The following is a 20,983-nucleotide window of genomic DNA, read 5'->3' as shown; positions in this document are numbered from 1 at the left end:
ATATATTGAAGACGACTGCAGAATTGGATATGGTTTACTTCCAAGAGGAGGCAGAAGTAAATGAAATACATGAGAAAAAAACTTCTTACAAGTACAATCATTATGGTCATGATCATATTATCTACTGCCTGCAACCGTATGGATGACAGATATGAGAAAGGGGATAAAGGGGCTCCGGTTCCGGATGAACTGCATCCGGTCGTTGAAGAAAACAAAAATATGCTGGTGGAACAGGCGGCTGATTCAGATATAGAAGTTGTCATCACAGATGGAATCCGCTCTGTCGATGAGCAGAATGAATTATATGCCGAGGGACGGTCGGCCGAAGGTGATATTGTCACAAATGCCAAAGGGGGAGAATCCTATCACAACTATGGTCTGGCCATTGATTTTGCACTAAGGGATGCGGATGGTGAGATTATTTGGGATACTGAATATGATGGCAACGACAATGGCCAGGCGGACTGGTTTGAAGTCGCCGGGATCGCAAAAGACCTGGGGTTTGAATGGGGTGGCGAGTGGGAGAGTTCACCTGATTATCCACATCTGCAAATGGACTTTGGTCTCAGCATCGACCAGCTTCAAAACGGCTGGCGGCCGAAGGATGATGCTGCGGCCACGGCTGAATAAAAATCTCCCGGCTGTAAAAAAATCCCCCTGGGGCTACAGAAGAACTAATGCTTCAGTATTCCCAGGGGGATTAGATCTGTTAAATTGTAATTATTACTTAACACCGAAGAACTTCTCGGCTTTTTCAAGGAACGGCTCATCTGCGGGTGTCATTTCGTATTCTTCTACGATCGCATCTACCGGGCAGGCTGTTACACATGCACCACAGTCGATGCATATTTCAGGATCGATGTAAAACTGATCCGGACCTTCCTCGATACAGTCAACGGGACAAACTTCAACGCAATCTCCGGACTTCTCTTCCATACACGGTTGAAGAATTACATATGCCATAGTGGTTACCTCCTAATTATAAGAATCCAATGTGGATGTTCTTATAAATTAATATATTTAAATGGTAAGCTATATTTAATCATAGGTCAAATACGAAAGATATGTAATAGGCACTAAGTAGGATTTTTTAAATATTGTAACAATTTGCAGAGGACCAATTGTTTCAGCGCTGCAGGAAGTCTAGTATAATGACTGTAATTGATGATTTTAATGTTAGGGTGAGACGGTGAAAAAAGTAGTAGTATGGATTGTTTTAGCTGTTGTGGTAATTGGTGCCGGCGTTTTCTTCCTGATTAATTCCGGATTCTTTCAGAAGTCGGAAGAAGAGACGCTGGATGGTTTCACTAAAGCTTTCCAGGAACAGAATTACAATGAACTTTATGGATTCGTAAGCGAAGATGCGAAATCCTCCTATTCAGAGGAAGCGGTGGCTGACCGTAATAAACAGCTGTTTAATGATTTAGGCGTAACAGATGTTAAATTGGAAAACATCAAGGAAGTGGAAGGGGAATCTGAAGAGACGCAGAAGAAGTTTGCAGGCGATCTGACACTTGATACCGCGTATGGTGAGCTCCAGCGGGATTACGAAATTTTGCTCTCCTATAATGAAGAAGCGGGTGACTGGTTCGTGGAATGGACGCCGGATTTGATCATACCCGGTCTGGATAACAATGAACTCAGCATGGATTTCACCGCCGGACAGCGCGGGGAGGTTCTGGACAGGAACGGAGAAAAGCTTGCATTCAACGGTACGAAAGAAACGGTTGGATACACAGCCGGCACAACCGAGGAAGAAGACGTTTTAAGTATTAGTGAAACACTTGAAATGAGTGAAGAGAGTCTTCAGAGCATATTCGACCAGTCCTGGATTGAAGAGGGCATGTTCGTACCGGTCAAAGATACCAACCAATTTACGGAAGAAGAAAAAGAAGCATTCAGTGAAAAGGGACTCTCTGTCAATGAATCACCCGCACGGGAGTATGCTCTCGATGACGCAGCATTCCATCTGCTTGGTTACGTTGGGAAAATTACAAAAGAGGAGCTGGAAGCGGGTGAGGGATACCAGTCCGGCGACATTATCGGTAAGCGCGGGATTGAGAAAATTTATGAAGAGAGACTCAAGCCCTCACGCGGCTATGATATTGCCATCGTTGATGAAAATGGTGAGGCGGTGGAAACTTTATTCTCCAAGGAAGCTGAAGATGGTGAGGATATTACACTGACGGTCGATAAAGAGATTCAGCAGACCATCTACTCCAATATGGAGGAAGATTCAGGGGCAAGTGTGGCGATGGATCCATCCAACGGGGATATGTTGGCAACAGTAAGCTACCCGAGTCCAAGCCCGTATGATTTCATGTTCGGCATTTCCCAGTCCGACTATGAAGCGCTGAATGAGGACGAGGATAATCCATTACTTAATAAATTCAACAGAACAACCTCACCGGGATCGACCCAGAAGATATTAACATCTGTCATTGCGATGAATTCAGAAGGCTTTGACAAAGATGCCACCAGAAATATTTCAGGTAATGGCTGGCAGCCCGATGTCTCATGGGGAGGATATGAAGTGAACCGATACCATGAGATTGACGGCGAGTTCGACCTGAAGCGCGCGCTGACATTCTCGGATAATATCTATATGGCACAGACTGCCCTGGAACTTGGTGCAGAAACGTTCGTCCAGGGCATGAAAGATCTGGGCATCGGCGCCGAATATGATACGGATTATCCGATCTACACGAGCCAGGTATCAAATGAAGGGACGATCGACGGGGACATCCTCCTCGCCGACACTGCCTATGGCCAGGGCGAACTGCTGATTTCGCCAATTCAGATTACATCCATTTACGCAGGAGTAATAAATGGAGGGGATATTTACACGCCGCATATTCTGAAAGAATCAGAAGACAAAATACAGATTGAAAATATCACAGGTCAGGGAAACCTCGATTATCTTGAAGAAGCAATGAGGACAGTAGTCACTGAAAACCATCCGGACGATGCAGAGCGGGACTACGCTGAATTCGCAGGTAAAACCGGTACGAGCGAGAATAAGATGTCGCAGGACACAAGAGGCTCTGAGACAGGCTGGTTCATCGGTTATGACCAAAGTGAAAAAGATATGATCATGAGCCTTTATGTGGAAGATGTGGAAGACAGGGGCATGAGTGAGTACACGGCAACCAAGTTTGCGGAGATACATGATGATTTGAATGGAGAGTAATATAAGAAGAGACCAATCATTTTATTTTTTGATTGGTCTCTTCTCATTTTCCGGGTACATTATCCATAAGCACTTTGGCGAGCTATATGTAAATGGCGCTTAATACTGTGCTGTATATATACTTAGCACCTTCAAATTAACATTTTTATCGATTTAAACCTTTATGCGTTTTTCTTTGCTAAAAATGGTAAACTTTATGTTAAATAAGGGTAAAAAGGAAACATTTTTTAAAATGAAAACGTTTTAATTCGGAAAAATTGCGGAAAATCCGGGATATAGGGTGGATTTATATACGGAAACCTGTATAATTAAAAACATTATCTTTTACACACATAGGAGTGAAATGGATGAATCGTGAAGTTTTGAAAGATTGTAAACGCGTTGTCATTAAAATAGGTACAAATTCCATTATGAAATCCCCGACGGAAGTAGATTATCATAAAATAGATCGTCTCTCTTTCGTATGTTCCAGCTTACAGCAGCAGGGGAAGGAAGTTATTTTAGTATCTTCCGGTGCAGTAGGTGTCGGCGCAAGTACGTTGAAGATGGATGAGTATCCCAGCGCAGTCGCAGAGCAGCAGGCATTGGCATCTGTTGGACAAAGTGCATTAATGAGTTTGTACAGCCGTTTTTTCCAGCACTATGAACAATATGTCGGACAAATCCTCATGACACGAGATATCATTAACTATCCCAATTCATCAAACAATTGTAACATAGCTATCAATTCCTTGCTAAGTAAGAACATTATTCCCATAATCAACGAAAATGATGCTGTTTCAGTAGATGAATCAGGACATTGCACTAAGTTCGGTGAAAATGATACTCTTGCAGCTGTTGTTGCAGAACTTGTCGAAGCAGATCTGCTCATTATCATGAGCGATGTCGACGGTTTATATGATTCTAACCCCCACACAGACCCAACAGCCTCTCTAATTCCATTCGTAGGTGAAATAGATACAGATGTCCTTTCCATGGCTGGTGGAGCAGGTTCAGTCTTTTCGACAGGCGGAATGGAAACAAAACTCAAAGCAGCACAAAAAATGATGGGCATTAATAAGTCCATGATTATCACTTCCGCAGAAAATCCAAACATTATTTTTGACATTCTCAACGGTGAAGAAGTAGGAACATTATTTAAAAAAGATGAAGCTGAATTACTTTTACAAGGAGATGACTAATTTAGATGACAGAACAAGTATTAACAGAGGATACTGCACTTCAGGAGTTAGGCACTAAAGCAAAACAGGCGGCAAAAGTTTTAAGAGGCCTGTCAGCGACAGAAAAGAACGAAGCGCTGTCTGCAATGATGGAAAGCTTAAAAAACAATGAAGAAAAGATTTTATCCGCCAATAAGATCGACATTGAAAATGGTAAAGAGAATGGACTGACTGATGCACTGATCGAAAGGCTCACATTAACAGAAGACCGTCTGGCCGGAATGGCGGAAGGTCTGGACCAGATGACAAAACTCGTTGATCCGACAACTCAAAGTGATGGACAATGGGTGAATGATCAAGGGCTTAAAATCGGGAAAGTAAGAGTCCCGCTCGGTGTTATCGGCATTATTTATGAATCCCGTCCAAATGTAACCGTCGACGCTTCCGGACTTTGTTTAAAAGCAGGAAACGCCGTTATTTTGCGTGGCGGAAAAGAAGCTTTAAACAGTAATCAGGCAATCATTGAAGCACTTCAGGAAGGACTTGCTAAAACTTCTGTTCCAGAGACGAGCATCCAGCTTATTACGGATCCTTCAAGAGAACTTGCAGCGAAATTCATGAAGTTTAACGAATGTGTGGACTGCCTCATACCAAGGGGCGGCGCAGGACTGATCCAGGCGGTATTAAAACAGGCCACAGTGCCGGTTATAGAAACGGGTACGGGAAACTGCCATCTATACGTACATGAATCAGCAGATTTGGAAATGGCAAAGTCATTGCTCATCAACTCAAAAACACACAGGGTATCAGTATGTAATGCCTTGGAAACACTGCTGGTCGATAAGAGTGCAGCAGCTGAAATGCTCCCTGAATTAGGAAAAGCACTGCTGGAAGCAGGCGTTGAAATTCATGGGGATGAAGAAACATGTAATTTAATCCCGGAAGCTACTCCGGCCACAGAAGAAGATTACAGCCAGGAATATTTAGGCTATGAAATTGCTGTCAAAGTAGTCGAAGACTATCAGGGCGCAATTGATCACATCGATAAGTATTCCACAGGACATTCGGATGTGATTGCCGCGACGGATTACCAATCCATCCAGAACTTTCTGAATGACGTTGACTCTGCAGCAGTATACGTCAATGCATCTACAAGATTCACAGACGGTGAAATGTTCGGGTTCGGCGGAGAGATTGGCATCAGTACACAAAAACTCCATGCCAGAGGTCCTATGGGGCTTGAAGCACTGACGAGCTATAAGTATGTGATTGAAGGGTCAGGACAAATCAGGGAATAAAATAATGGGTTCGGAACAAAGGTTCCGAATCTTTTTTTTGGTTATTTTAAGGGTGAGCTGCATTAAAATATGAATTTGTCCTGCTCAGGGAAACATCAATGCTGATAAACATTAATACTCCCTTATTTTTAAACACAAAAAAAGCCTGGACAATAATGTCCAGGCTTTTCAGTCTAACTAAAAGTAAATCTATATTCCTAAGAATATTATTAAAGTTTTACGATGTTAGCAGCTTGTGGTCCGCGCTGACCTTCTTCGATATTGAATTCTACAGCTTGACCTTCGTCAAGTGTTTTGTAGCCTTCGCCTTCGATGTTGGAGAAGTGAGCGAATACGTCGTCTCCACCTTCAACTTCGATGAAACCGAAACCTTTGTCTGCGTTGAACCATTTAACTGTACCTTGTGTCATAAATAATGACCTCCAAAAATAAATTTAATAATAATCTTTAATACGCTGGAATAAAAAAATTCACACATTACAAAAAGTACCGGTCTAGTCACGATTACTCTTTGTAACATGTGAATTAGATATTGCTGTACTTAAAAATCTTATTACAGTTACTATACATCATATTTCTATAAATGTCTACCCTAAAAGTGAAAAAAATTAATCCGGCACTTTCAACAGGGAAAGTACCGGATATGATTACTTCTTATTTACTGATGCATCGTAAATTGTATCGACGGCATCTTTCAATGCTTTGTCGAATTCTTCATCGGATTGATTGGCATTCAAATCAGATGCAAGTGCACGTGAGAAGCTCGCAATCAAGTCCTCGTTCTCTTTCAGTTTTTCATTTGCTTCCTCGCGGGAGTATCCGCCGGAGAGAGCAACGACTCTGACCACACGTGGATGGTCTATGAGTGGTTTATATAGATTCGCAGTTGTAGGGATAGAAAGTTTTAGCATTACATTCTGATCTTCGGACAGCTGATCCAGATGCTTGGCAATCTCATTTTTAAGGATTTCTTCAGATTGCTCTTTGTTATCGCTGTAGATGTTTACTTCAGGCTCAATAATCGGAACGATGCCTGCAGCAATAATCTGTTTGCCTACCTCAAATTGCTGTTCGACCACTTCTTTGATTCCCTGTTCATTAGGTTCAAGGATATTAGAACGCATTTTAGTTCCGAAAATACCGCGCTCATTTGCACGTTCGAGTAAATCATCCAAATTAGGAATCGGCTTCATCAATTGAACACCATTTGCTTCATCAGCCAGCCCCTTATCTACTTTAAGGAAAGGAACGATGCCTTTATCCGCTAAATACTCGGCAGTATATTTGCCTTCGATTTTTCTGTCCATTGTCTGTTCGAACAGAATTGCCCCCAGAATCTGATCTGCATTAAATGAAGGTGACGTGATGAGGCGTGTACGCATGTCATGGACAAGGTCGAACATTTCATCTTCGCCAGAGTATGAATCTTCCATAATACCGTATGCTTTAAGCGCTTTTGGAGTACTACCGCCACTTTGGTCCAGTGCAGCAACGAAACCTTTGCCGTTTTTAACTTTATCAAACTGTTCTTGGTTCATGAATTCCACTCCTTATTCTTTTCAAATACTTCGGTTCTACTATTCCCTAAAAGACTATGCGACTAACTACAAATGATCTTTCTATTCCAATTTTGTAACAGAATGGGCGCGTAGTCAACTTTATTCCCTTTTAACCCGGAGCCCAAATAATTCTACAAACTTCTTTGCCTGCGCCTCGGATATAATACTGCCGGTAAGATCCTCTTTTGTCACCGTGATTTCCCCAATATCTATATTGGAAAGGTCAACATTTTTTAATGGTGTGTCAAACACTTCAAATCCATTGATTGTACACTGCCGGAAGTCCAACGATTTAATTTTGACCTCATTGAGGTACAGCTGCTTAAATTGAATATCGTTGAAGTGGACATCTTCAAACTTACATTTCGAAAAATTATTCAGCATCATCTTGCATTCGTTGAATGCCACAGACTTCATATTTAAATTGGAGAATTCTGTACCTGTCAGATTGCAATGATTGAATTCAACGTCTTTTAAAGTGGAGGAATCGAATCTCATATTGGAGAAGTCACAATTGAAAAACTGGACCTTTATCACATGTCTGTTTTCGAAACCATCATTAAAGCGGGATTTTGCAATAAGCAGATGATAGAGTTCTTTATAATCCTCCTCGAAATAAATATCCGAATTTGTAATTTGATGCCCATCAATATCTTCATTCAGCCGGACAGTGGTTTCCTCATATTCTGGAAGGTGTCCCAAATCCATTTTCTTCATATGTAATACCTCAATTCATAATCTTGACTTTTCATCCATCATAACAGTAAACACCATGAAAAATCTTAAATTTTAAAATACGGTTGTAAAACGCTTACATATATCTTATAATCTAGTGAACCGGTTTACTAAATCGGTTTAGTAAATATTCTCAGGAGTTCCTTCATGAAAAAAATAACGATAAATGATGTTGCAAAGACGGCGCAAGTTTCAAAAACCACGGTCTCCCATTATTTAAATGAACGGTACAAAAACATGAGTCCGGACACGAGAGAAAGAATATCTCTTGCAATCAATGATCTGAATTACAATCCAAACGTCATCGCAAAAAGCTTAAAGAATAAAAAAACGATGACCATCGGGATTATAGTCGCCAATATTCTACATAGTTTTTCTACTCAGGTCATCCGGGCAATTGAAGATTATGCCCATGGTGAAAATTACCACGTCATCGTATGCAATGCAGATAATGATCCGGTGAAAGAGAAGGACTATATTCAAATGCTTCTGGCGAAACAGGTCGATGGTCTGGTTATCATTCCTACTTCCGACAATGATGAATTGTTTTCCAAGCTGGTAGCGGATGATTATCCCGTTGTATTTGTAGACCGGTTCATTGAGGGGATTTCGATTCCATCCTTTCTTCTGGATAATGAAAATGCAATTCAAACTGCATTTAATCACTTGCTTGATAAGGGATATGAAGAAATTGGATTTGTCTCCCAGCCGATTGAAGACATTTCAGCAAGAATAGAGCGGCAGAACGCATATATGGATTTGTGCTTCCGGCATAAGATGGAACCGTTTACCACATCGGGAGGACTGGCGCTCATTCACCAAAGTCTGGATGAGGCCATTAAAAAGGATGCATTGCCGAAATCTCTGATCGTCGCAAATGACCTTGCATTGTTTGAAGTTTTAAAACTGGTAAAGAAACATGGCTTAAATATTCCGGAGGATCTGTCACTCATCAGTATAGATGATATTGAATTCGCTGAATTTTTCAATCCGGGTATTACTGTCGTCGCGCAGCCGTCATTCAGTATAGGTGAGCAGGCAGCGCAGACATTGTTCGAAATCATCAACAAAAAGGAATATGAAATTAAAATCCACAGATTTAAACCAGAATTAATAGAAAGGGATTCGGTGATTGAATATGAAAGCAAATGAAATTTTGAAAACGGTATCTCAGGAAATCGAAAAGGTCTGCAGTGCGGTGGACGAAAAAGAATTTGAAAATTTGGCACAGGAGATTGAAGGAGCCGGCAACATATATATATATGGGAATGGCCGCAGCGGGCTGGTTGGGAAAATGATCGCAATGCGCCTGATGCACAGCGGTTACAGTGTTTTTGTCATAGGCGAAACGACAACGCCCGCTTTCAAAGGAAATGATCTGCTCATCATTTTAAGCGGTTCGGGCAAGGGACATTCAGTGAATACCATGACTGAAAAAGTGGCGCAGCTGGGCGGACGGACGGCCTTGGTCACTGCAAGTGAGGATGAAGCGCTAAGAAGCCGCTTCGACGCCCTGCTGTTCATCAATGCGAGCACTAAAAATAATGATATTCCTACCATCCAGCCGCTCGGTAATCAATTTGATCAATCGATGCATCTGGTATTGGATGGCCTCATCATCTATCTGAATGGAAAAACAGATAAAAATAAAGAAGAAATCAAAGCCAGACATTTTAACCTGGAATAGAGGAGTTTTAATTATGAAAAAATTTTTTCTGACAATGCTTATATCAGTTGTGAGTCTGTCGCTGGTTTCCTGCTCGGATGTTGAGGAGACAGCCGAAAGGACTAAAGAAGAACCGATTAAAATTATTGCCGCCCATAATCAGACTACCACTGAGAGCCCGTACCAGGCAGGCCTTCTAAAGTTCAAAGAAGTGGCAGAAGAAGAATCAGACGGCAGAATCGAAGTGGAAGTGCACGCAGGAACCATCGGTACTGAAGAGCCGGAACTCGTTCAAAAGCTAGTTGTAGGTGCGGCTGATGTCGTTTTAGTATCACCGGGTTTTATGACAAAAACGGGGATTCCGGAATTTGATTTCTTTGCATTACATTATTTATTTGAAAACTATGACCATTGGGAACAAGTCCTGGATGGCGAAATTGGCAAGGAATTTGCGGATATGGTCAATGAGAAATCCAATAATGACTTCAAGATGCTCGGATACTGGTCAGCAGGTGCGAGACATTATTACGGTAAAAAACCGATTGAAGAAATGGAAGATCTGAACGGCATGACGATCCGTACCCAGTCTTCAGGCGTTGTGGCAGACTTCTGGGAACAGACAGGTGCAATTCCCACTTCAGTTTCATGGGGCGAACTGTATCAGGCACTGCAGCAGAATGTCGTCGATTCATCAGAGAACTCTTATCCATACTTCGTACAGCAGAATCATCATACGACAAAAAATGGCAAGTACATTACAGAGACCGGACACGATTACACTACGAGATTTTTATTAACAAACGGCAACAGGTTCGATAAATATCCGGAAGATATCCAGGAAATATTAATGTCGGCCGGGGAGGCATCTGTAGAAGCGGAGAGAGAGGCGGTAACGGAACAGGAACAGGAATATAAGCAAATCGCCATTGACGCAGGTGCAGAAGTGAATCAGATGGATACAAGCGAGATGGAAGAGGTCGCAAAACCCATCCAGGATGAGCTGGCGACAGAATTGGATATGACAGAGACACTGGAAAAGATTCGGGAGCTTAAACAGGAATAATAATATTTACGGAGGTGAAATAATGGATAAATTGATTAGAACAATAGAAAAAGTACAAATTACTGTAGGTATTATATTCCTGGTCATCTTTTTCCTGGCCACGATTTTACAAATCATCACCAGATATTTGGGAATGTCGGTCTTATGGACGGAAGAACTGGCGAATTATACATTCATCTGGGCGATCTTCATGGGAGCAGCAGTGATGGTCAATCACAAGGAGCACTTTACATTCGATATGCTCAAGCTGAAGATTTCAAGAAAAAACAATTTATATCTGAACATATTCATAGATGGGCTGCTGGTGGTTTTCAATCTGTTCATCACAATGTACGGTTTCCAGCTGCTCCAGCATTTTTGGAACTATACATGGGAAACGGTGCCGGCATTCAAGATGGGATTTGTATGGCTGTCCGTACCGGTCATGTCAGTGGCGATGGTACTTTATTCGATCAACCATATTATGAATTCATTTAATACTCTGAAGAAAATGAATGGAAAGGAGGTCAATAACTGATGGGATTTCTACTAGTCGCTCTATTTATCATACTTCTCGTCATCGGTGTTCCGATTGCATTTGTCATTGGTATTGTTGCACTGCTGGGTATGATGACCATACCGGATATACCGGAAGTGATCATACCGATGAAAATGGTCAATGGACTGGATTCATTTGTCCTTCTTGCAGTTCCGTTATTCATACTCGCAGCGAACCTGATGAATTCAGGGAAAATTTCTGAAAAGATGATTGACCTGGCCCTTGCGATCGTCGGGCCGTTAAAAGGGGGCCTCGCTCAGGCGAATGTCCTTGTTTCCATGATGTTTGCAGGGGTTTCAGGTGCTGCCCAGGCAGATACTGCGGGAACGGGTAAAATACTGATACCGAGTATGATTAAAAATGGTTATGACAGAGAGACGGCCACAGGGGTCACTGCCGCCTCTTCTACTATCGGTGTTGTCATACCTCCAAGCATCCCGATGATCATCTTTGCAGGTGTCGCCAACGCATCAGTCGGAACGCTCTTCCTGGGGGGAATCATCCCGGGTGTACTGATTGGTCTCGGTATGATGATATTCATATATTTCGTTTCCGTGAAAAAAGGATATCCTACTTTCAAAAGAGTGCATTTCAAAGAAATTGCGAAGAAGTTTCTGGATACATTCCCGGCATTACTTACAATCATCATCATCATCGGCGGGATAATGACCGGTATATTCACGGCGACCGAATCGGCAGCAATCGCCTCGGTCTATGCCTTATTAATCGGCATGTTCTATTATAAAACTTTGAAAATAAAAGACTTGCCGAAGATCATTTTTGATACGTTATCCTTAAGTGCACTATCACTATTCGCACTTGCTACAGCCAGTGCACTGGGTGAACTGCTGAGCTACTACCAGCTGGCAACATTGGCACAGGAGTTCTTTACTGAGAACATCTCGGTCAAATGGGTGTTCCTGCTGCTGATCATCGGGTTCTTCCTGGTCGTCGGCACATTCATGGATGCGATTCCGGCAATGATCCTATTCGTGCCAATTGTACTTCCGGCATCAGAAGCATTCGGAATTGATCCGGTGCATCTTGGTCTGATCGTTGTCATCACTCTGGCAGTCGGGCTCGCAACACCGCCATATGGTTTGTGTCTGCTGATCGCGGCCAAAATTGCCGGCCTGTCCATTGAACGATCGTTTGCGGCGGTCATTCCATACCTGCTGATTATTCTGGCAGTGCTGCTGTTGATCGCGTTCGTACCGGGTATTGTATTCATAATACCGGATATGATGGCTGGAGGTGCCGAATAAATGGAAAAAGCGTTTGATTATCTGAATCGTTATATAGATGATGGCAGCGTGATTGGAATGGGCTCGGGTTCAACGATTGAAAAGTATTTGCCGGCAATGAAAAAGCATATTGAAAAGAACGGTTTGAAGGTGAGTTTTCTGTCCACATCGCTGAAAACGGAAAAAGCTTTGAAGCGGCTGAACCTGGAAGTTATCTTTGATGCAGAGTCGGTTGATGTGGCAATTGACGGGGCAGATCAGTTTAATGATGAATGCATTGCAGTCAAAGGCGGGGGCGGTTCGCTTCTTCGGGAGAAACAGATTGATTATTTTTCTGGGAAAATCATCCTCATTGCACATATGAATAAGAAAGTGGAGGATTTTAACAAGGTGCCCATTCCGGTCGAGGTAAATAAATATCTCTATAAAATAACGCAGAGGGTCATTGAAGAAACCGATGCTTCCACAGAAATGCGTAAAGAGGACGGGGGTTTATTTGTAACAGATAATGATAATTATATTATCGATTGCACTTACGAAAACATTAGTGACCTGTCTGAATTACAGCAGAAGTTATTGAATATTCCCGGAGTGGTGGAAACAGGCATATTTGATAGATACATTGAGGAGATTGTCTCATTCGATGAACAGACATTCGAAATTCTCAAATGATTATTAGAAAGGAAGATTGTTATGAAGCTTCAAGTGGCACTCGACAGATTATCGTATGATGAATGCTTTAATATACTTGAACAGGTGAATGATGCAGTAGATATCATCGAAGTCGGGACCGGTGTCATAAAGGAATATGGTCTGGGCATCGTCAGAGAGATCAAGGATAAATACCCTGAAACATCAGTTTTGGCGGATGTGAAAATTTGCGATGCGGGGAAAAGCGAAAGTGAAACCGCGTTTGACTATGGTGCTGATATTATAACAGTCATGTCCTTTGCAGATATCAATACGATCAAGTCCTGTCAGGAAATCGCACAACAAGAACAGAAAGAAGTCGTTGTCGATCTGCTGAACAATAAGAATCCTGATATTTTCAAACAGCTGGAAACAATCGGTATTACTTCTGTCAGTGCACATATCGGTAAAGACCAGCAAAATGAAAATGCCGGCTCCGATGAATTCTTTGATGTATTAAAAGAAACCGATTTTGACATTTATGTTGCCGGCGGCATTAATGAAAATAACTTGAGCAGCTATTTAGAATTGAATCCTTCTGTTGTCATTGTAGGCAGCGGTATAACTAAGGCGGATGATAAAAAATCAAAAGCCGGTTTGCTAAAAAAACGAATCAGCTGAAATATTTTTTTCTCCCGCTAAATTAAAAAGCGGGAATTTTTTTGTGGAATATAATTTAGACGGAAGGATACTTGGACAAAAGCGTTTCATAAAGCAGTCATTGGGTAAAAAGAATGGAAACAGGTTATATTGATGGGGACATTGCCCGGTGATTGATATATAGACTTGAAAGTAGGACAGGCATTGAAATGTTTGTCCTCCTTTTTAATTTTAATGGAGAGTGAAGACTGATGACTAAAATATTCGCACACAGAGGCGCCATGGGGACTTATCCGGAAAATACGATGCTCGCTTTTGAAAAGGCAATTGAAATGGGGGCGGATGGATTGGAAGTCGATGTCCATATGACCTCAGACGGTGAACTGGTGGTGATTCATGATGAATCAGTCGAGTGCACAACAAATGGCGAAGGCCGGGTCAGAGATATGACTTTCGAACAAGTGCGGAATTTGAGTGCAGGAGTCAGATTCAAGGATTTTGCAGGCTATCAGCCGGCATGGGATGAGGAAAAGGTTCCGAGTTTAAAAGAAGTGCTCGAACTCGCCGAACATCATGATATAGAACTGAACATTGAATTCAAAACGAATAAATTTTTATATGATGGCATCGAGGAGAAGGTGGATGCCATGGTCAGTGGATATTCAATCGAGCATAAAGTCATTTATTCTTCGTTTCACCTGCCGACGATCATAAGGATGAAAACAATCAATCCTAATTCCAGAATCGCCTGGCTGACTAAAAAGATGCCGTCTATATTATATGATTATATAAATACTCTTAAATTGGATGCCCTTCATCTGTCAGGGAAAGCAATCCTGAAGAATGCTAAACGGATAAAGACATCAGAGGATAAAGTAAGAGTCTGGACTGTGAATGATGAAAATGATGCGGAAAAGTTTTTTGAACTGGGTGTGGAAGCGGTCATGACAGATTATCCTGAAGAAATCATTGAGGCCCGAAAAGCGTATGACGCAAATGAAAAGGGAATAAAATAATACTAAATCGCAGAGGGATGGTTATATGGAAGATAAAGTATTAATCGTCGGTGCGGGGCCGACTGGCCTTGCGATGGCTGTAGGACTGGAAAGACAGGGAATCCCTTTTAAAATTATAGATAAGGCGGAAGGCCCCGGCGAAGAATCGAGAGCCATGGTTGTCCATGCGAGGACACTCGAATTATACGATCAGTACGGTCTGGCAGAAAATATGATTGAAAGGGGCATCATCGCTGATAATGTCGCCATTTTTAATGATGGGAGGAGAAGGGGCGGAATCGACTTTGGAGAGATCGGCGTGGGACTCAGTCGCTTTCCATTTGTCCTGAGCCTCCCCCAGGATGAACATGAACGCATTGTAATCGAATATCTAAACGGTAAAAATATCGGAGTTGCATGGAACACGGAGCTGACCGGATATGAAGAATCAGGGGATAAGGTTACAGCGGCCATAAAAAATAATGAGGGTGCAGAATCACTGGATTTTGATTATATATGCGGCTGTGACGGGCCGGGAAGCATCGTGCGAAAGCAGATGGGATATGACTTTCCCGGCGGCACATACGAGGAAGTGTTCTTTGTTGCGGATGTGATGGGCGAAAGTGATGTGGAAGGCGTACAGGTGCATATGTCACGGGAAGGTTTTGCGCTTGTACTGCCGGTAAGAATGTCCGGGTCATTGCGTATCATTGGTCTTGTCCCGGAGCAGGTTGTCGAAAAGAAAGAGGAAGCCCGTTATAAAGATGTTGAAGATTACGTGAAAAATCAAGTTGGAGTGACAGCGGAAACGGTCAATTGGTTCTCAACTTATAAAGTCCACCACAGGGTGAGTGAACATTTCAGGAAAGGGAAAGTATTCCTTGCCGGAGATGCGGGTCATATCCACAGTCCGGCAGGCGGCCAGGGAATGAATACTGGAATTGGAGATGCGATGAATCTATCCTGGAAACTTGGCAAAGTGATTGATGGAAAAATGGATGAAAAGATTTTAGAGTCCTATGAAGAAGAAAGGATTCCCTTTGCGAGACTTCTGGTAAGCACTACAGATCAAGTATTCAAAAGTATCATCTCTGACGGCCCTTTTTCAGAAATAATCAGAAATGTATTCATGTCGAATGTAGCACCGAATCTTGTCCGGATTAAAGCAATGAGGCGTATGATGTTCCGTCTGGTTTCCCAAATACATATTGATTACGACAACAGTATGTTGAGTAGAGGCAAAGCGGGTAAGATAAAGGGGGGCGACCGGCTGCCCTGGGTCAAATACGGAAAAAAGGATAATTACGATCCGTTAAACAGCCTGGATTTTCATTATCACCTATACGGGCAGACGAGCAGTGAGATGCGTCGTCATATTAAAAACTCGGGTTTAGAATTCTGTGAATATAACTGGACGGCCGAAGCGGATAAAGCCGGAGTTAAAAAGAACACCGTTATGCTGATCCGGCCGGACGGTCATATCGCTGTGATCGATGACAGTAATAATGTAGAACGATTTTTTGAATATGAAAAAACCTATATGAAATAGAGTTTGCATATTGACACTTTAGTCTGTATCCTTTAATATATTCCATAACCTAGTAAATAAATATGAATTGATTTTTATCCAGAGAGGTGGAGGGACATGGCCCTGTGAAATCTCGGCAGCAGATTCTTTCGATACTGTGCCAATTCCATCAGACTTATAAAGTCTGGAAGATAAGATAAGACGATAGATTTTACGTTCTTTCTTATTTGAAATGAGCGTTTTTTTAATTTTAGGTTCTGGATAAAGGTTATGGAAAGGTCTTGAATATATGTCAAAAATCTATGTAATACATGAGAACAGTGAATGGACGGCCCCTTTGTATAAACGCTTTGATGAACTTGAGTTACCTTATGAAGACTGGAATATGACTGAAGGCAATATTGACTTGAATGAGGCGCCGCCGGAAGGTGTTTTCTATAATAGGATGAGTGCATCTTCCCATACTAGAGGAAACAGGTTTTCACCGGAACTGACGAATGCAGTTTTAGCCTGGCTGGAACATCATGGCAGAACGGTCATTAACGGCAGTGATGCTTTAAGTCTTGAAGTGAGCAAAGTAAGGCAATATTTGGAGCTTGAGAAATATGGTGTAAAAACGCCGCAGACAATCGCTGCTATGGGTAAAGAACAGTTGGTGGAAGCGGCTGAAAAATTCGATGGCAGACCCTTTATCACGAAGCACAATCGGGCAGGCAAGGGGCTTGGCGTTCAACTTTTCCAATCAGTGGAAGGATTTCGGAACTATGTGGAGAGCCAGGAATTTGAAGTGCCGGTAGATGGAATCACTTTAATTCAGGAGTATATTGATTCACCCGAACCATTCATCACGAGATGTGAATTTGTCGGAGGCGAATTTTTATACGCTGTAATGGTGGATACTTCAGATGGTTTCGAGTTATGCCCTGCAGATGCATGTTCAATCGAAGATCTTTTCTGCCCGGCGGGTGATGACGCTGGAGAAACACCGAAGTTCCAGATTATAAACGGTTTCGAAAATCCTATTATTGAAAAGTATAAAAAAGTACTTCAGCATAACGATATTCAGATTGCCGGCATAGAATTCATCAGGGACAGAGAAGGCAATATATACACTTACGATATTAACACAAATACGAATTACAACAGCAATGCAGAAGAAGTGGGCAGACAATACGGCATGCTGGAGATTGCAAAGTATTTAGGGTATTTGTTAAAACACAACCTTGTTGAAAGTAAATAGAATAATTGTCAGGAAACGAACTTTTTAATTAAAGTTCGTTTTTTTGTATTTTTCCGTCTTCTGGATATGTCATGTGTACATATCTTACCGGCGTATAGGCCGAACATCGGATACTCCCAAGTTCTATCCCTTTATATCCTCAAGCATATCCACCATCAAGCTCTGCAATGGCAGACGCCCGAGCAGTGCCCAGCCGGGCAGTTTATGCAGTCCGAGCTGTTTCTGGTGTGTATACATATAAACATTGGCGGGGAAAACTGCCCACAGGAATTTCTGCATGGCGCTCAACTGCCAATTTCTGATCTTATCCAGCAACAGCAACACTCCAAAAATGAATTCCAAAGCGCCTGTAAAATAAGCGATGAAAGTTTTAAAAGGGATGAATGCAGGGGTGATTTTAGCAAATTTGCCCGGTTTTAAAAAGTGGATGATACCGGCAATGAGAAATACAGTGCCCATTATGATTCTCTTCATGAATTTATCTCCTCTAACTGGTTTATGAGCAACAGTATATGCCTTCATGTCTTTTCATTCAAATAAAATACTCTCCCGATATACGGGAGAGTAATGAAATTCATCCTGTAACCTGCTGCTCGCGGGCCACTTTGTCCGTTTTGACAGCGGGAGCTTTTCTAATGTTGAATACGATGTTGAGTATGATTGCCGTCAGGCTGCCCATCACGATGCCGCTGTCCGTCAGCACTGAGATGCCTGCAGGCAAAGCGGCGAACAATTCCGGAACTGCTGTGACACCAAGCCCCATTCCGAGTGAAATGGCAACGATCATCAGGTTTTCCTGCTTTTCAAAATCTACATTCGACAGCATTTTAATACCATAGGAAATGACCATGCCGAACATCGCGACCATCGCACCGCCCAAAACTGGTGTCGGGATGGCGAGTGTGAGAGCGCCGATTTTAGGTACCAGTCCGAGCAGGACGAGCATACCGCCTGCGATGTAGATGATGTGATTGCTTCTCACACCGGAGAGCTGGACGAGTCCGACGTTTTGTGAAAAAGTCGTGTAGGGGAATGAATTGAATAAACCGCCGAAGAGGATCGCCAGGCCTTCTGCGCGATATCCGCGTTTCAAGTCATCTTCATCGAGCTCCTTATCACTGATATCACCGAGTGCGAAGTATACGCCTGTGGATTCCACGAGGCTGACAATCGCAACGAGTATCATCGTCAGAATCGGTGTCAGATGGAATTCAGGAACACCGAAATAGAATACCTGCGGCAGGTGGAACCATGAGCTTTCCCCGACTGCCGAGAAATCCACGAGCCCGAAAAATGCACTGACACCGGTACCGAGTAGAATACCGATCAGAATGGCGATGGATTTGATGAACCCTCTGCCGAATTTGAAAATCATCAAAATGGCGAATAAGGTTCCGAATCCAATCGCGAGGTTCATCGGGGAGCCGAAATCCTCACTGCCCTGGCCGCCGGCAAGGTCGTTCATTGCGACGGGGATGAGCGTAATACCAATTACCGCAACGACTGATCCAGTAACGACCGGCGGGAAGAACCGGATCATTTTACTGAAGTATTTGGCGATGATGACGACAACCAGACCGGAAACGAGTATGGAACCGTAAACGGCTTCGATGCCGTAGGAGTTGCCGATTGCGATGATCGGACCGACTGCGGTGAATGTACAGCCGAGTACGACCGGCAGCCCGATGCCCGAGAATTTATTCTTCCATACCTGCAGAATACTCGCCACACCGCACATCATGATATCGATGGCGATCAAGTATGTGAGCTGGGCATTCGAGAGGCCGATTCCTGCACCGATGATGAGGGGGACAATGACTGCACCGGCATACATCGCCAAGACATGCTGAAGACCGAGTGACAGGGATTTTGCCTTAGACATTTGCATTGGAATGCTCCTCCTCATTTATGAATTCGATTTTACCTTCTGCCAGATTCTCGATACGTGCGAGGGACTCTACATGATATCCTTTCTCCCGCAGAATTCTGCCGCCGTCCTGGAATGATTTCTCGATGACGATTCCGATGCCTGCAATTGTGGAACCTGCCTGATCCACAAGGTCGATCAATGCTTCGGCTGCCTTTCCGTTAGCCAGGAAGTCATCGATGATGAGTACGGTGTCGTCTTTTTGTAAAAATTTATGAGCCACGGAAATCTTATTCGTCTCCTGCTTGGTGAATGAGTAGACTTCGGAAGTGAGCAGTCCGTCTGTCAAAGTAAGGGACTGTCTTTTGCGCGCAAATATGACGGGCACATCCATGAGCAGCCCGGCCATCACTGATGGCGCGATACCTGAAGACTCAAGCGTCAGTATTTTAGTAATATTTTTGTTTTCGAAGCGTTCTTTAAACTCACGTCCGATTTCATGCATCAGCTGCGGGTCGACCTGATGATTTAAAAAGTTGTCGACTTTAAGCACTGATTCAGAAAGTGCTGTCCCTTCTGATAAAATCCTGTCTTTTAAAATATCCATTATTTTCACCTCAGCCATTTTTTTAACCATTCTTCCAAATAAAAAATCCCAAAACCACCGCTCATCTATGAGATGAACAATAATTTCGGGATTAAAAAGAATTGTATCGAAACAGCAATTCAAATAAAGTCCGGCCATTGCTCACCCATAGTCGGATCATTTACGGCGTCCGGTAGAAACTCGCAGTCCTTATTACTGCTATTATATGAGTGCTTTTATTTTAGATAAGTACCATTCTAACATCAATGACGAACTTTTCAACAGTATTTTAGTATAAAGTTCATATTTTAGTCATTTCCATTTCTTTTTGTTCGTATAACTTTCGTGTTTTCAGCGGGGGTGTGTGGAAGCAGGCATTCTTCTGTATAATTAAAGTGATTCCAGTCTATGAGGAGGAACTAAATTGAAGCAGTCGTTAAAGGATTTTTTTAAGAAGACATTCAAGTTTTCAGGAAGAGCCACAAGAAAAGAATATTGGGTTCCGAATATTTTGTTTGCAGTGCTGGGCATCGTGCTCTCAAGTTTTAGGGCACCGGATAAAGTGCAAAATGCTTTGGTGGGCATTTTTGCGGTACCCACAATCGCCCTGACTTCAAGGCGCTATCAGGATGCCGGTGTTTCGGGATGGTTTCAAGCACCTCAGATGTTGTCATTCATACTGCTGCCTGTTGTATTTATGAGTTTTGCGAAAAGAGGGATGAAAGCCGCGGCCATTACGGTTGTACTGTTGCTTAATATTGTTGGATTCATACTGACATTACTTCCGAGTGATGGAAATAACAAGTATGGCAAGCGTCCGTAGAATATTTGCTGAAAAAATCAATGAGTACACTTTCCTTCGTGATACAATCCCTTTAAGAATCATATAAAGGGAGATCATTATGGATGATTCACTCACAGATTTTCTCATCCAGTACGCTTTATTATCGGCAATTTGCGGTTTTGGTTTTTTGATCTGCACCCTCAATCACAGCAGCGAAAAACACAAAACAAGTCAGACAAT

22 protein-coding genes and 2 riboswitches are annotated in these 20,983 nt (G+C 42.6%); of the genes, 15 read left to right on the top strand and 7 right to left on the bottom strand.

All coding sequences use genetic code 11. From position 1 onward, the window contains the following. Positions 1 to 60: 60 nt before the first annotated feature. A complete protein-coding gene (locus ACKRAT_RS11785; RefSeq protein ID WP_411842583.1) occupies positions 61 to 630 on the top strand; it encodes a M15 family metallopeptidase in 570 nt (189 codons plus the stop codon). A gap of 93 nt (positions 631 to 723) precedes the next feature. On the opposite strand, the gene ACKRAT_RS11780 is transcribed toward ACKRAT_RS11785, so the two are convergent. Next, entirely contained in the window at positions 724 to 963 is a 240-nt protein-coding gene (locus ACKRAT_RS11780) for an indolepyruvate ferredoxin oxidoreductase subunit alpha (RefSeq protein ID WP_411842582.1), read from the bottom strand. 226 nt (positions 964 to 1,189) lie between these two features. Between ACKRAT_RS11780 and ACKRAT_RS11775 the strand changes: the two genes are divergently transcribed. The 3 genes from ACKRAT_RS11775 (at position 1,190) to ACKRAT_RS11765 (ending at position 5,648) form a co-directional block, all read left to right on the top strand. After that, positions 1,190 to 3,190 carry a penicillin-binding transpeptidase domain-containing protein gene (locus ACKRAT_RS11775; RefSeq protein WP_411842581.1) on the top strand — a complete coding sequence of 667 codons (2,001 nt, stop codon included), beginning with the start codon at positions 1,190 to 1,192 and terminating at the stop codon, positions 3,188 to 3,190. 347 nt (positions 3,191 to 3,537) lie between these two features. Further along, positions 3,538 to 4,371, top strand: coding sequence for a glutamate 5-kinase (gene proB, locus ACKRAT_RS11770; RefSeq protein ID WP_411842580.1), 834 nt, complete (start codon positions 3,538 to 3,540; stop codon positions 4,369 to 4,371). Between the two features lie 5 nt (positions 4,372 to 4,376). Beyond that, the gene (locus ACKRAT_RS11765) at positions 4,377 to 5,648 is read left to right on the top strand and encodes a glutamate-5-semialdehyde dehydrogenase (RefSeq protein ID WP_411842579.1); all 1,272 of its coding nucleotides are present in this window, start codon (positions 4,377 to 4,379) and stop codon (positions 5,646 to 5,648) included. 209 nt (positions 5,649 to 5,857) lie between these two features. On the opposite strand, the gene ACKRAT_RS11760 is transcribed toward ACKRAT_RS11765, so the two are convergent. From ACKRAT_RS11760 to ACKRAT_RS11750, 3 genes are all read right to left on the bottom strand, one after another. Then, the gene (locus ACKRAT_RS11760; protein WP_046790911.1) at positions 5,858 to 6,058 is read right to left on the bottom strand and encodes a cold-shock protein; all 201 of its coding nucleotides are present in this window, start codon (positions 6,056 to 6,058) and stop codon (positions 5,858 to 5,860) included. Between the two features lie 237 nt (positions 6,059 to 6,295). Beyond that, positions 6,296 to 7,186 (bottom strand): fructose bisphosphate aldolase, encoded by an 891-nt coding sequence (locus ACKRAT_RS11755; protein WP_411842578.1) that lies wholly within the window; start codon positions 7,184 to 7,186, stop codon positions 6,296 to 6,298. Positions 7,187 to 7,306: 120 nt separating this feature from the next. Next, entirely contained in the window at positions 7,307 to 7,924 is a 618-nt protein-coding gene (locus ACKRAT_RS11750) for a pentapeptide repeat-containing protein (protein ID WP_411842577.1), read from the bottom strand. A 165-nt stretch (positions 7,925 to 8,089) separates the two neighbouring features. Between ACKRAT_RS11750 and ACKRAT_RS11745 the strand changes: the two genes are divergently transcribed. The 10 genes from ACKRAT_RS11745 to ACKRAT_RS11700 all read left to right on the top strand — a co-directional run bounded on the left by ACKRAT_RS11745 (position 8,090) and on the right by ACKRAT_RS11700 (position 17,506). Further along, positions 8,090 to 9,094: a LacI family DNA-binding transcriptional regulator gene (locus ACKRAT_RS11745; protein ID WP_411842576.1), complete on the top strand. Its 1,005-nt coding sequence runs from the start codon at positions 8,090 to 8,092 to the stop codon at positions 9,092 to 9,094. Continuing rightward, the gene (hxlB, locus tag ACKRAT_RS11740) at positions 9,081 to 9,629 is read left to right on the top strand and encodes a 6-phospho-3-hexuloisomerase (protein WP_411842575.1); all 549 of its coding nucleotides are present in this window, start codon (positions 9,081 to 9,083) and stop codon (positions 9,627 to 9,629) included. Before ACKRAT_RS11745 ends, hxlB begins: the two co-directional genes overlap by 14 nt. Before the next feature lie 13 nt (positions 9,630 to 9,642). Next, positions 9,643 to 10,671, top strand: a complete 1,029-nt coding sequence (locus ACKRAT_RS11735; protein ID WP_411842574.1) for a TRAP transporter substrate-binding protein — start codon at positions 9,643 to 9,645, stop codon at positions 10,669 to 10,671. A gap of 22 nt (positions 10,672 to 10,693) precedes the next feature. Continuing rightward, positions 10,694 to 11,188 carry a TRAP transporter small permease gene (locus ACKRAT_RS11730; RefSeq protein ID WP_411842573.1) on the top strand — a complete coding sequence of 165 codons (495 nt, stop codon included), beginning with the start codon at positions 10,694 to 10,696 and terminating at the stop codon, positions 11,186 to 11,188. Beyond that, complete coding sequence (locus ACKRAT_RS11725) at positions 11,188 to 12,474, top strand: TRAP transporter large permease (protein ID WP_411842572.1); 1,287 nt, start codon at positions 11,188 to 11,190, stop codon at positions 12,472 to 12,474. Before ACKRAT_RS11730 ends, ACKRAT_RS11725 begins: the two co-directional genes overlap by 1 nt. After that, positions 12,475 to 13,125 carry a ribose 5-phosphate isomerase A gene (rpiA, locus tag ACKRAT_RS11720; RefSeq protein WP_411842571.1) on the top strand — a complete coding sequence of 217 codons (651 nt, stop codon included), beginning with the start codon at positions 12,475 to 12,477 and terminating at the stop codon, positions 13,123 to 13,125. 21 nt (positions 13,126 to 13,146) lie between these two features. Further along, positions 13,147 to 13,764, top strand: a complete 618-nt coding sequence (gene hxlA, locus ACKRAT_RS11715) for a 3-hexulose-6-phosphate synthase (protein WP_411842570.1) — start codon at positions 13,147 to 13,149, stop codon at positions 13,762 to 13,764. 230 nt (positions 13,765 to 13,994) lie between these two features. Then, complete coding sequence (locus tag ACKRAT_RS11710) at positions 13,995 to 14,759, top strand: glycerophosphodiester phosphodiesterase (protein WP_411842569.1); 765 nt, start codon at positions 13,995 to 13,997, stop codon at positions 14,757 to 14,759. Between the two features lie 25 nt (positions 14,760 to 14,784). Further along, positions 14,785 to 16,287, top strand: coding sequence for an FAD-dependent monooxygenase (locus tag ACKRAT_RS11705; RefSeq protein ID WP_411842568.1), 1,503 nt, complete (start codon positions 14,785 to 14,787; stop codon positions 16,285 to 16,287). A gap of 71 nt (positions 16,288 to 16,358) precedes the next feature. Continuing rightward, positions 16,359 to 16,464, top strand: a riboswitch (SAM riboswitch). Between the two features lie 91 nt (positions 16,465 to 16,555). Beyond that, a complete protein-coding gene (locus ACKRAT_RS11700; RefSeq protein ID WP_411842567.1) occupies positions 16,556 to 17,506 on the top strand; it encodes an ATP-grasp domain-containing protein in 951 nt (316 codons plus the stop codon). Positions 17,507 to 17,629: 123 nt separating this feature from the next. On the opposite strand, the gene ACKRAT_RS11695 is transcribed toward ACKRAT_RS11700, so the two are convergent. The 3 genes from ACKRAT_RS11695 to ACKRAT_RS11685 form a co-directional block, all read right to left on the bottom strand. Continuing rightward, positions 17,630 to 17,980: a hypothetical protein gene (locus tag ACKRAT_RS11695; protein ID WP_411842566.1), complete on the bottom strand. Its 351-nt coding sequence runs from the start codon at positions 17,978 to 17,980 to the stop codon at positions 17,630 to 17,632. A 100-nt stretch (positions 17,981 to 18,080) separates the two neighbouring features. Next, complete coding sequence (locus ACKRAT_RS11690) at positions 18,081 to 19,394, bottom strand: nucleobase:cation symporter-2 family protein (RefSeq protein WP_411842565.1); 1,314 nt, start codon at positions 19,392 to 19,394, stop codon at positions 18,081 to 18,083. Further along, positions 19,381 to 19,980 (bottom strand): xanthine phosphoribosyltransferase, encoded by a 600-nt coding sequence (locus ACKRAT_RS11685; RefSeq protein WP_411842564.1) that lies wholly within the window; start codon positions 19,978 to 19,980, stop codon positions 19,381 to 19,383. Before ACKRAT_RS11685 ends, ACKRAT_RS11690 begins: the two co-directional genes overlap by 14 nt. Before the next feature lie 128 nt (positions 19,981 to 20,108). After that, positions 20,109 to 20,209: riboswitch (purine riboswitch) on the bottom strand. A gap of 174 nt (positions 20,210 to 20,383) precedes the next feature. On the opposite strand from ACKRAT_RS11685, the gene ACKRAT_RS11680 reads away from it, so the two are divergent. Continuing rightward, positions 20,384 to 20,782 (top strand): DUF805 domain-containing protein, encoded by a 399-nt coding sequence (locus tag ACKRAT_RS11680; RefSeq protein ID WP_411842563.1) that lies wholly within the window; start codon positions 20,384 to 20,386, stop codon positions 20,780 to 20,782. Positions 20,783 to 20,983: the final 201 nt, after the last annotated feature.

Source organism: Salinicoccus sp. HZC-1 (assembly GCF_046736035.1).
Classification (GTDB): domain Bacteria; phylum Bacillota; class Bacilli; order Staphylococcales; family Salinicoccaceae; genus Salinicoccus.
This window is presented reverse-complemented; position numbering and strand designations above follow the sequence as displayed.

Coding starts and splice junctions, on each gene's coding strand:
- ACKRAT_RS11755 (WP_411842578.1), bottom strand. CDS start 7,186: ATGAACCAAGAACAGTTTGATAAAGTTAAAAACGGCAAAGGTTTCGTT.
- rpiA (WP_411842571.1), top strand. CDS start 12,475: ATGGAAAAAGCGTTTGATTATCTGAATCGTTATATAGATGATGGCAGC.
- ACKRAT_RS11700 (WP_411842567.1), top strand. CDS start 16,556: ATGTCAAAAATCTATGTAATACATGAGAACAGTGAATGGACGGCCCCT.
- ACKRAT_RS11785 (WP_411842583.1), top strand. CDS start 61: ATGAAATACATGAGAAAAAAACTTCTTACAAGTACAATCATTATGGTC.
- ACKRAT_RS11730 (WP_411842573.1), top strand. CDS start 10,694: ATGGATAAATTGATTAGAACAATAGAAAAAGTACAAATTACTGTAGGT.
- ACKRAT_RS11685 (WP_411842564.1), bottom strand. CDS start 19,980: ATGGATATTTTAAAAGACAGGATTTTATCAGAAGGGACAGCACTTTCT.
- ACKRAT_RS11690 (WP_411842565.1), bottom strand. CDS start 19,394: ATGCAAATGTCTAAGGCAAAATCCCTGTCACTCGGTCTTCAGCATGTC.
- ACKRAT_RS11735 (WP_411842574.1), top strand. CDS start 9,643: ATGAAAAAATTTTTTCTGACAATGCTTATATCAGTTGTGAGTCTGTCG.
- ACKRAT_RS11710 (WP_411842569.1), top strand. CDS start 13,995: ATGACTAAAATATTCGCACACAGAGGCGCCATGGGGACTTATCCGGAA.
- ACKRAT_RS11705 (WP_411842568.1), top strand. CDS start 14,785: ATGGAAGATAAAGTATTAATCGTCGGTGCGGGGCCGACTGGCCTTGCG.
- ACKRAT_RS11750 (WP_411842577.1), bottom strand. CDS start 7,924: ATGAAGAAAATGGATTTGGGACACCTTCCAGAATATGAGGAAACCACT.
- hxlA (WP_411842570.1), top strand. CDS start 13,147: ATGAAGCTTCAAGTGGCACTCGACAGATTATCGTATGATGAATGCTTT.
- hxlB (WP_411842575.1), top strand. CDS start 9,081: ATGAAAGCAAATGAAATTTTGAAAACGGTATCTCAGGAAATCGAAAAG.
- proB (WP_411842580.1), top strand. CDS start 3,538: ATGAATCGTGAAGTTTTGAAAGATTGTAAACGCGTTGTCATTAAAATA.
- ACKRAT_RS11695 (WP_411842566.1), bottom strand. CDS start 17,980: ATGAAGAGAATCATAATGGGCACTGTATTTCTCATTGCCGGTATCATC.
- ACKRAT_RS11760 (WP_046790911.1), bottom strand. CDS start 6,058: ATGACACAAGGTACAGTTAAATGGTTCAACGCAGACAAAGGTTTCGGT.
- ACKRAT_RS11765 (WP_411842579.1), top strand. CDS start 4,377: ATGACAGAACAAGTATTAACAGAGGATACTGCACTTCAGGAGTTAGGC.
- ACKRAT_RS11725 (WP_411842572.1), top strand. CDS start 11,188: ATGGGATTTCTACTAGTCGCTCTATTTATCATACTTCTCGTCATCGGT.
- ACKRAT_RS11780 (WP_411842582.1), bottom strand. CDS start 963: ATGGCATATGTAATTCTTCAACCGTGTATGGAAGAGAAGTCCGGAGAT.
- ACKRAT_RS11745 (WP_411842576.1), top strand. CDS start 8,090: ATGAAAAAAATAACGATAAATGATGTTGCAAAGACGGCGCAAGTTTCA.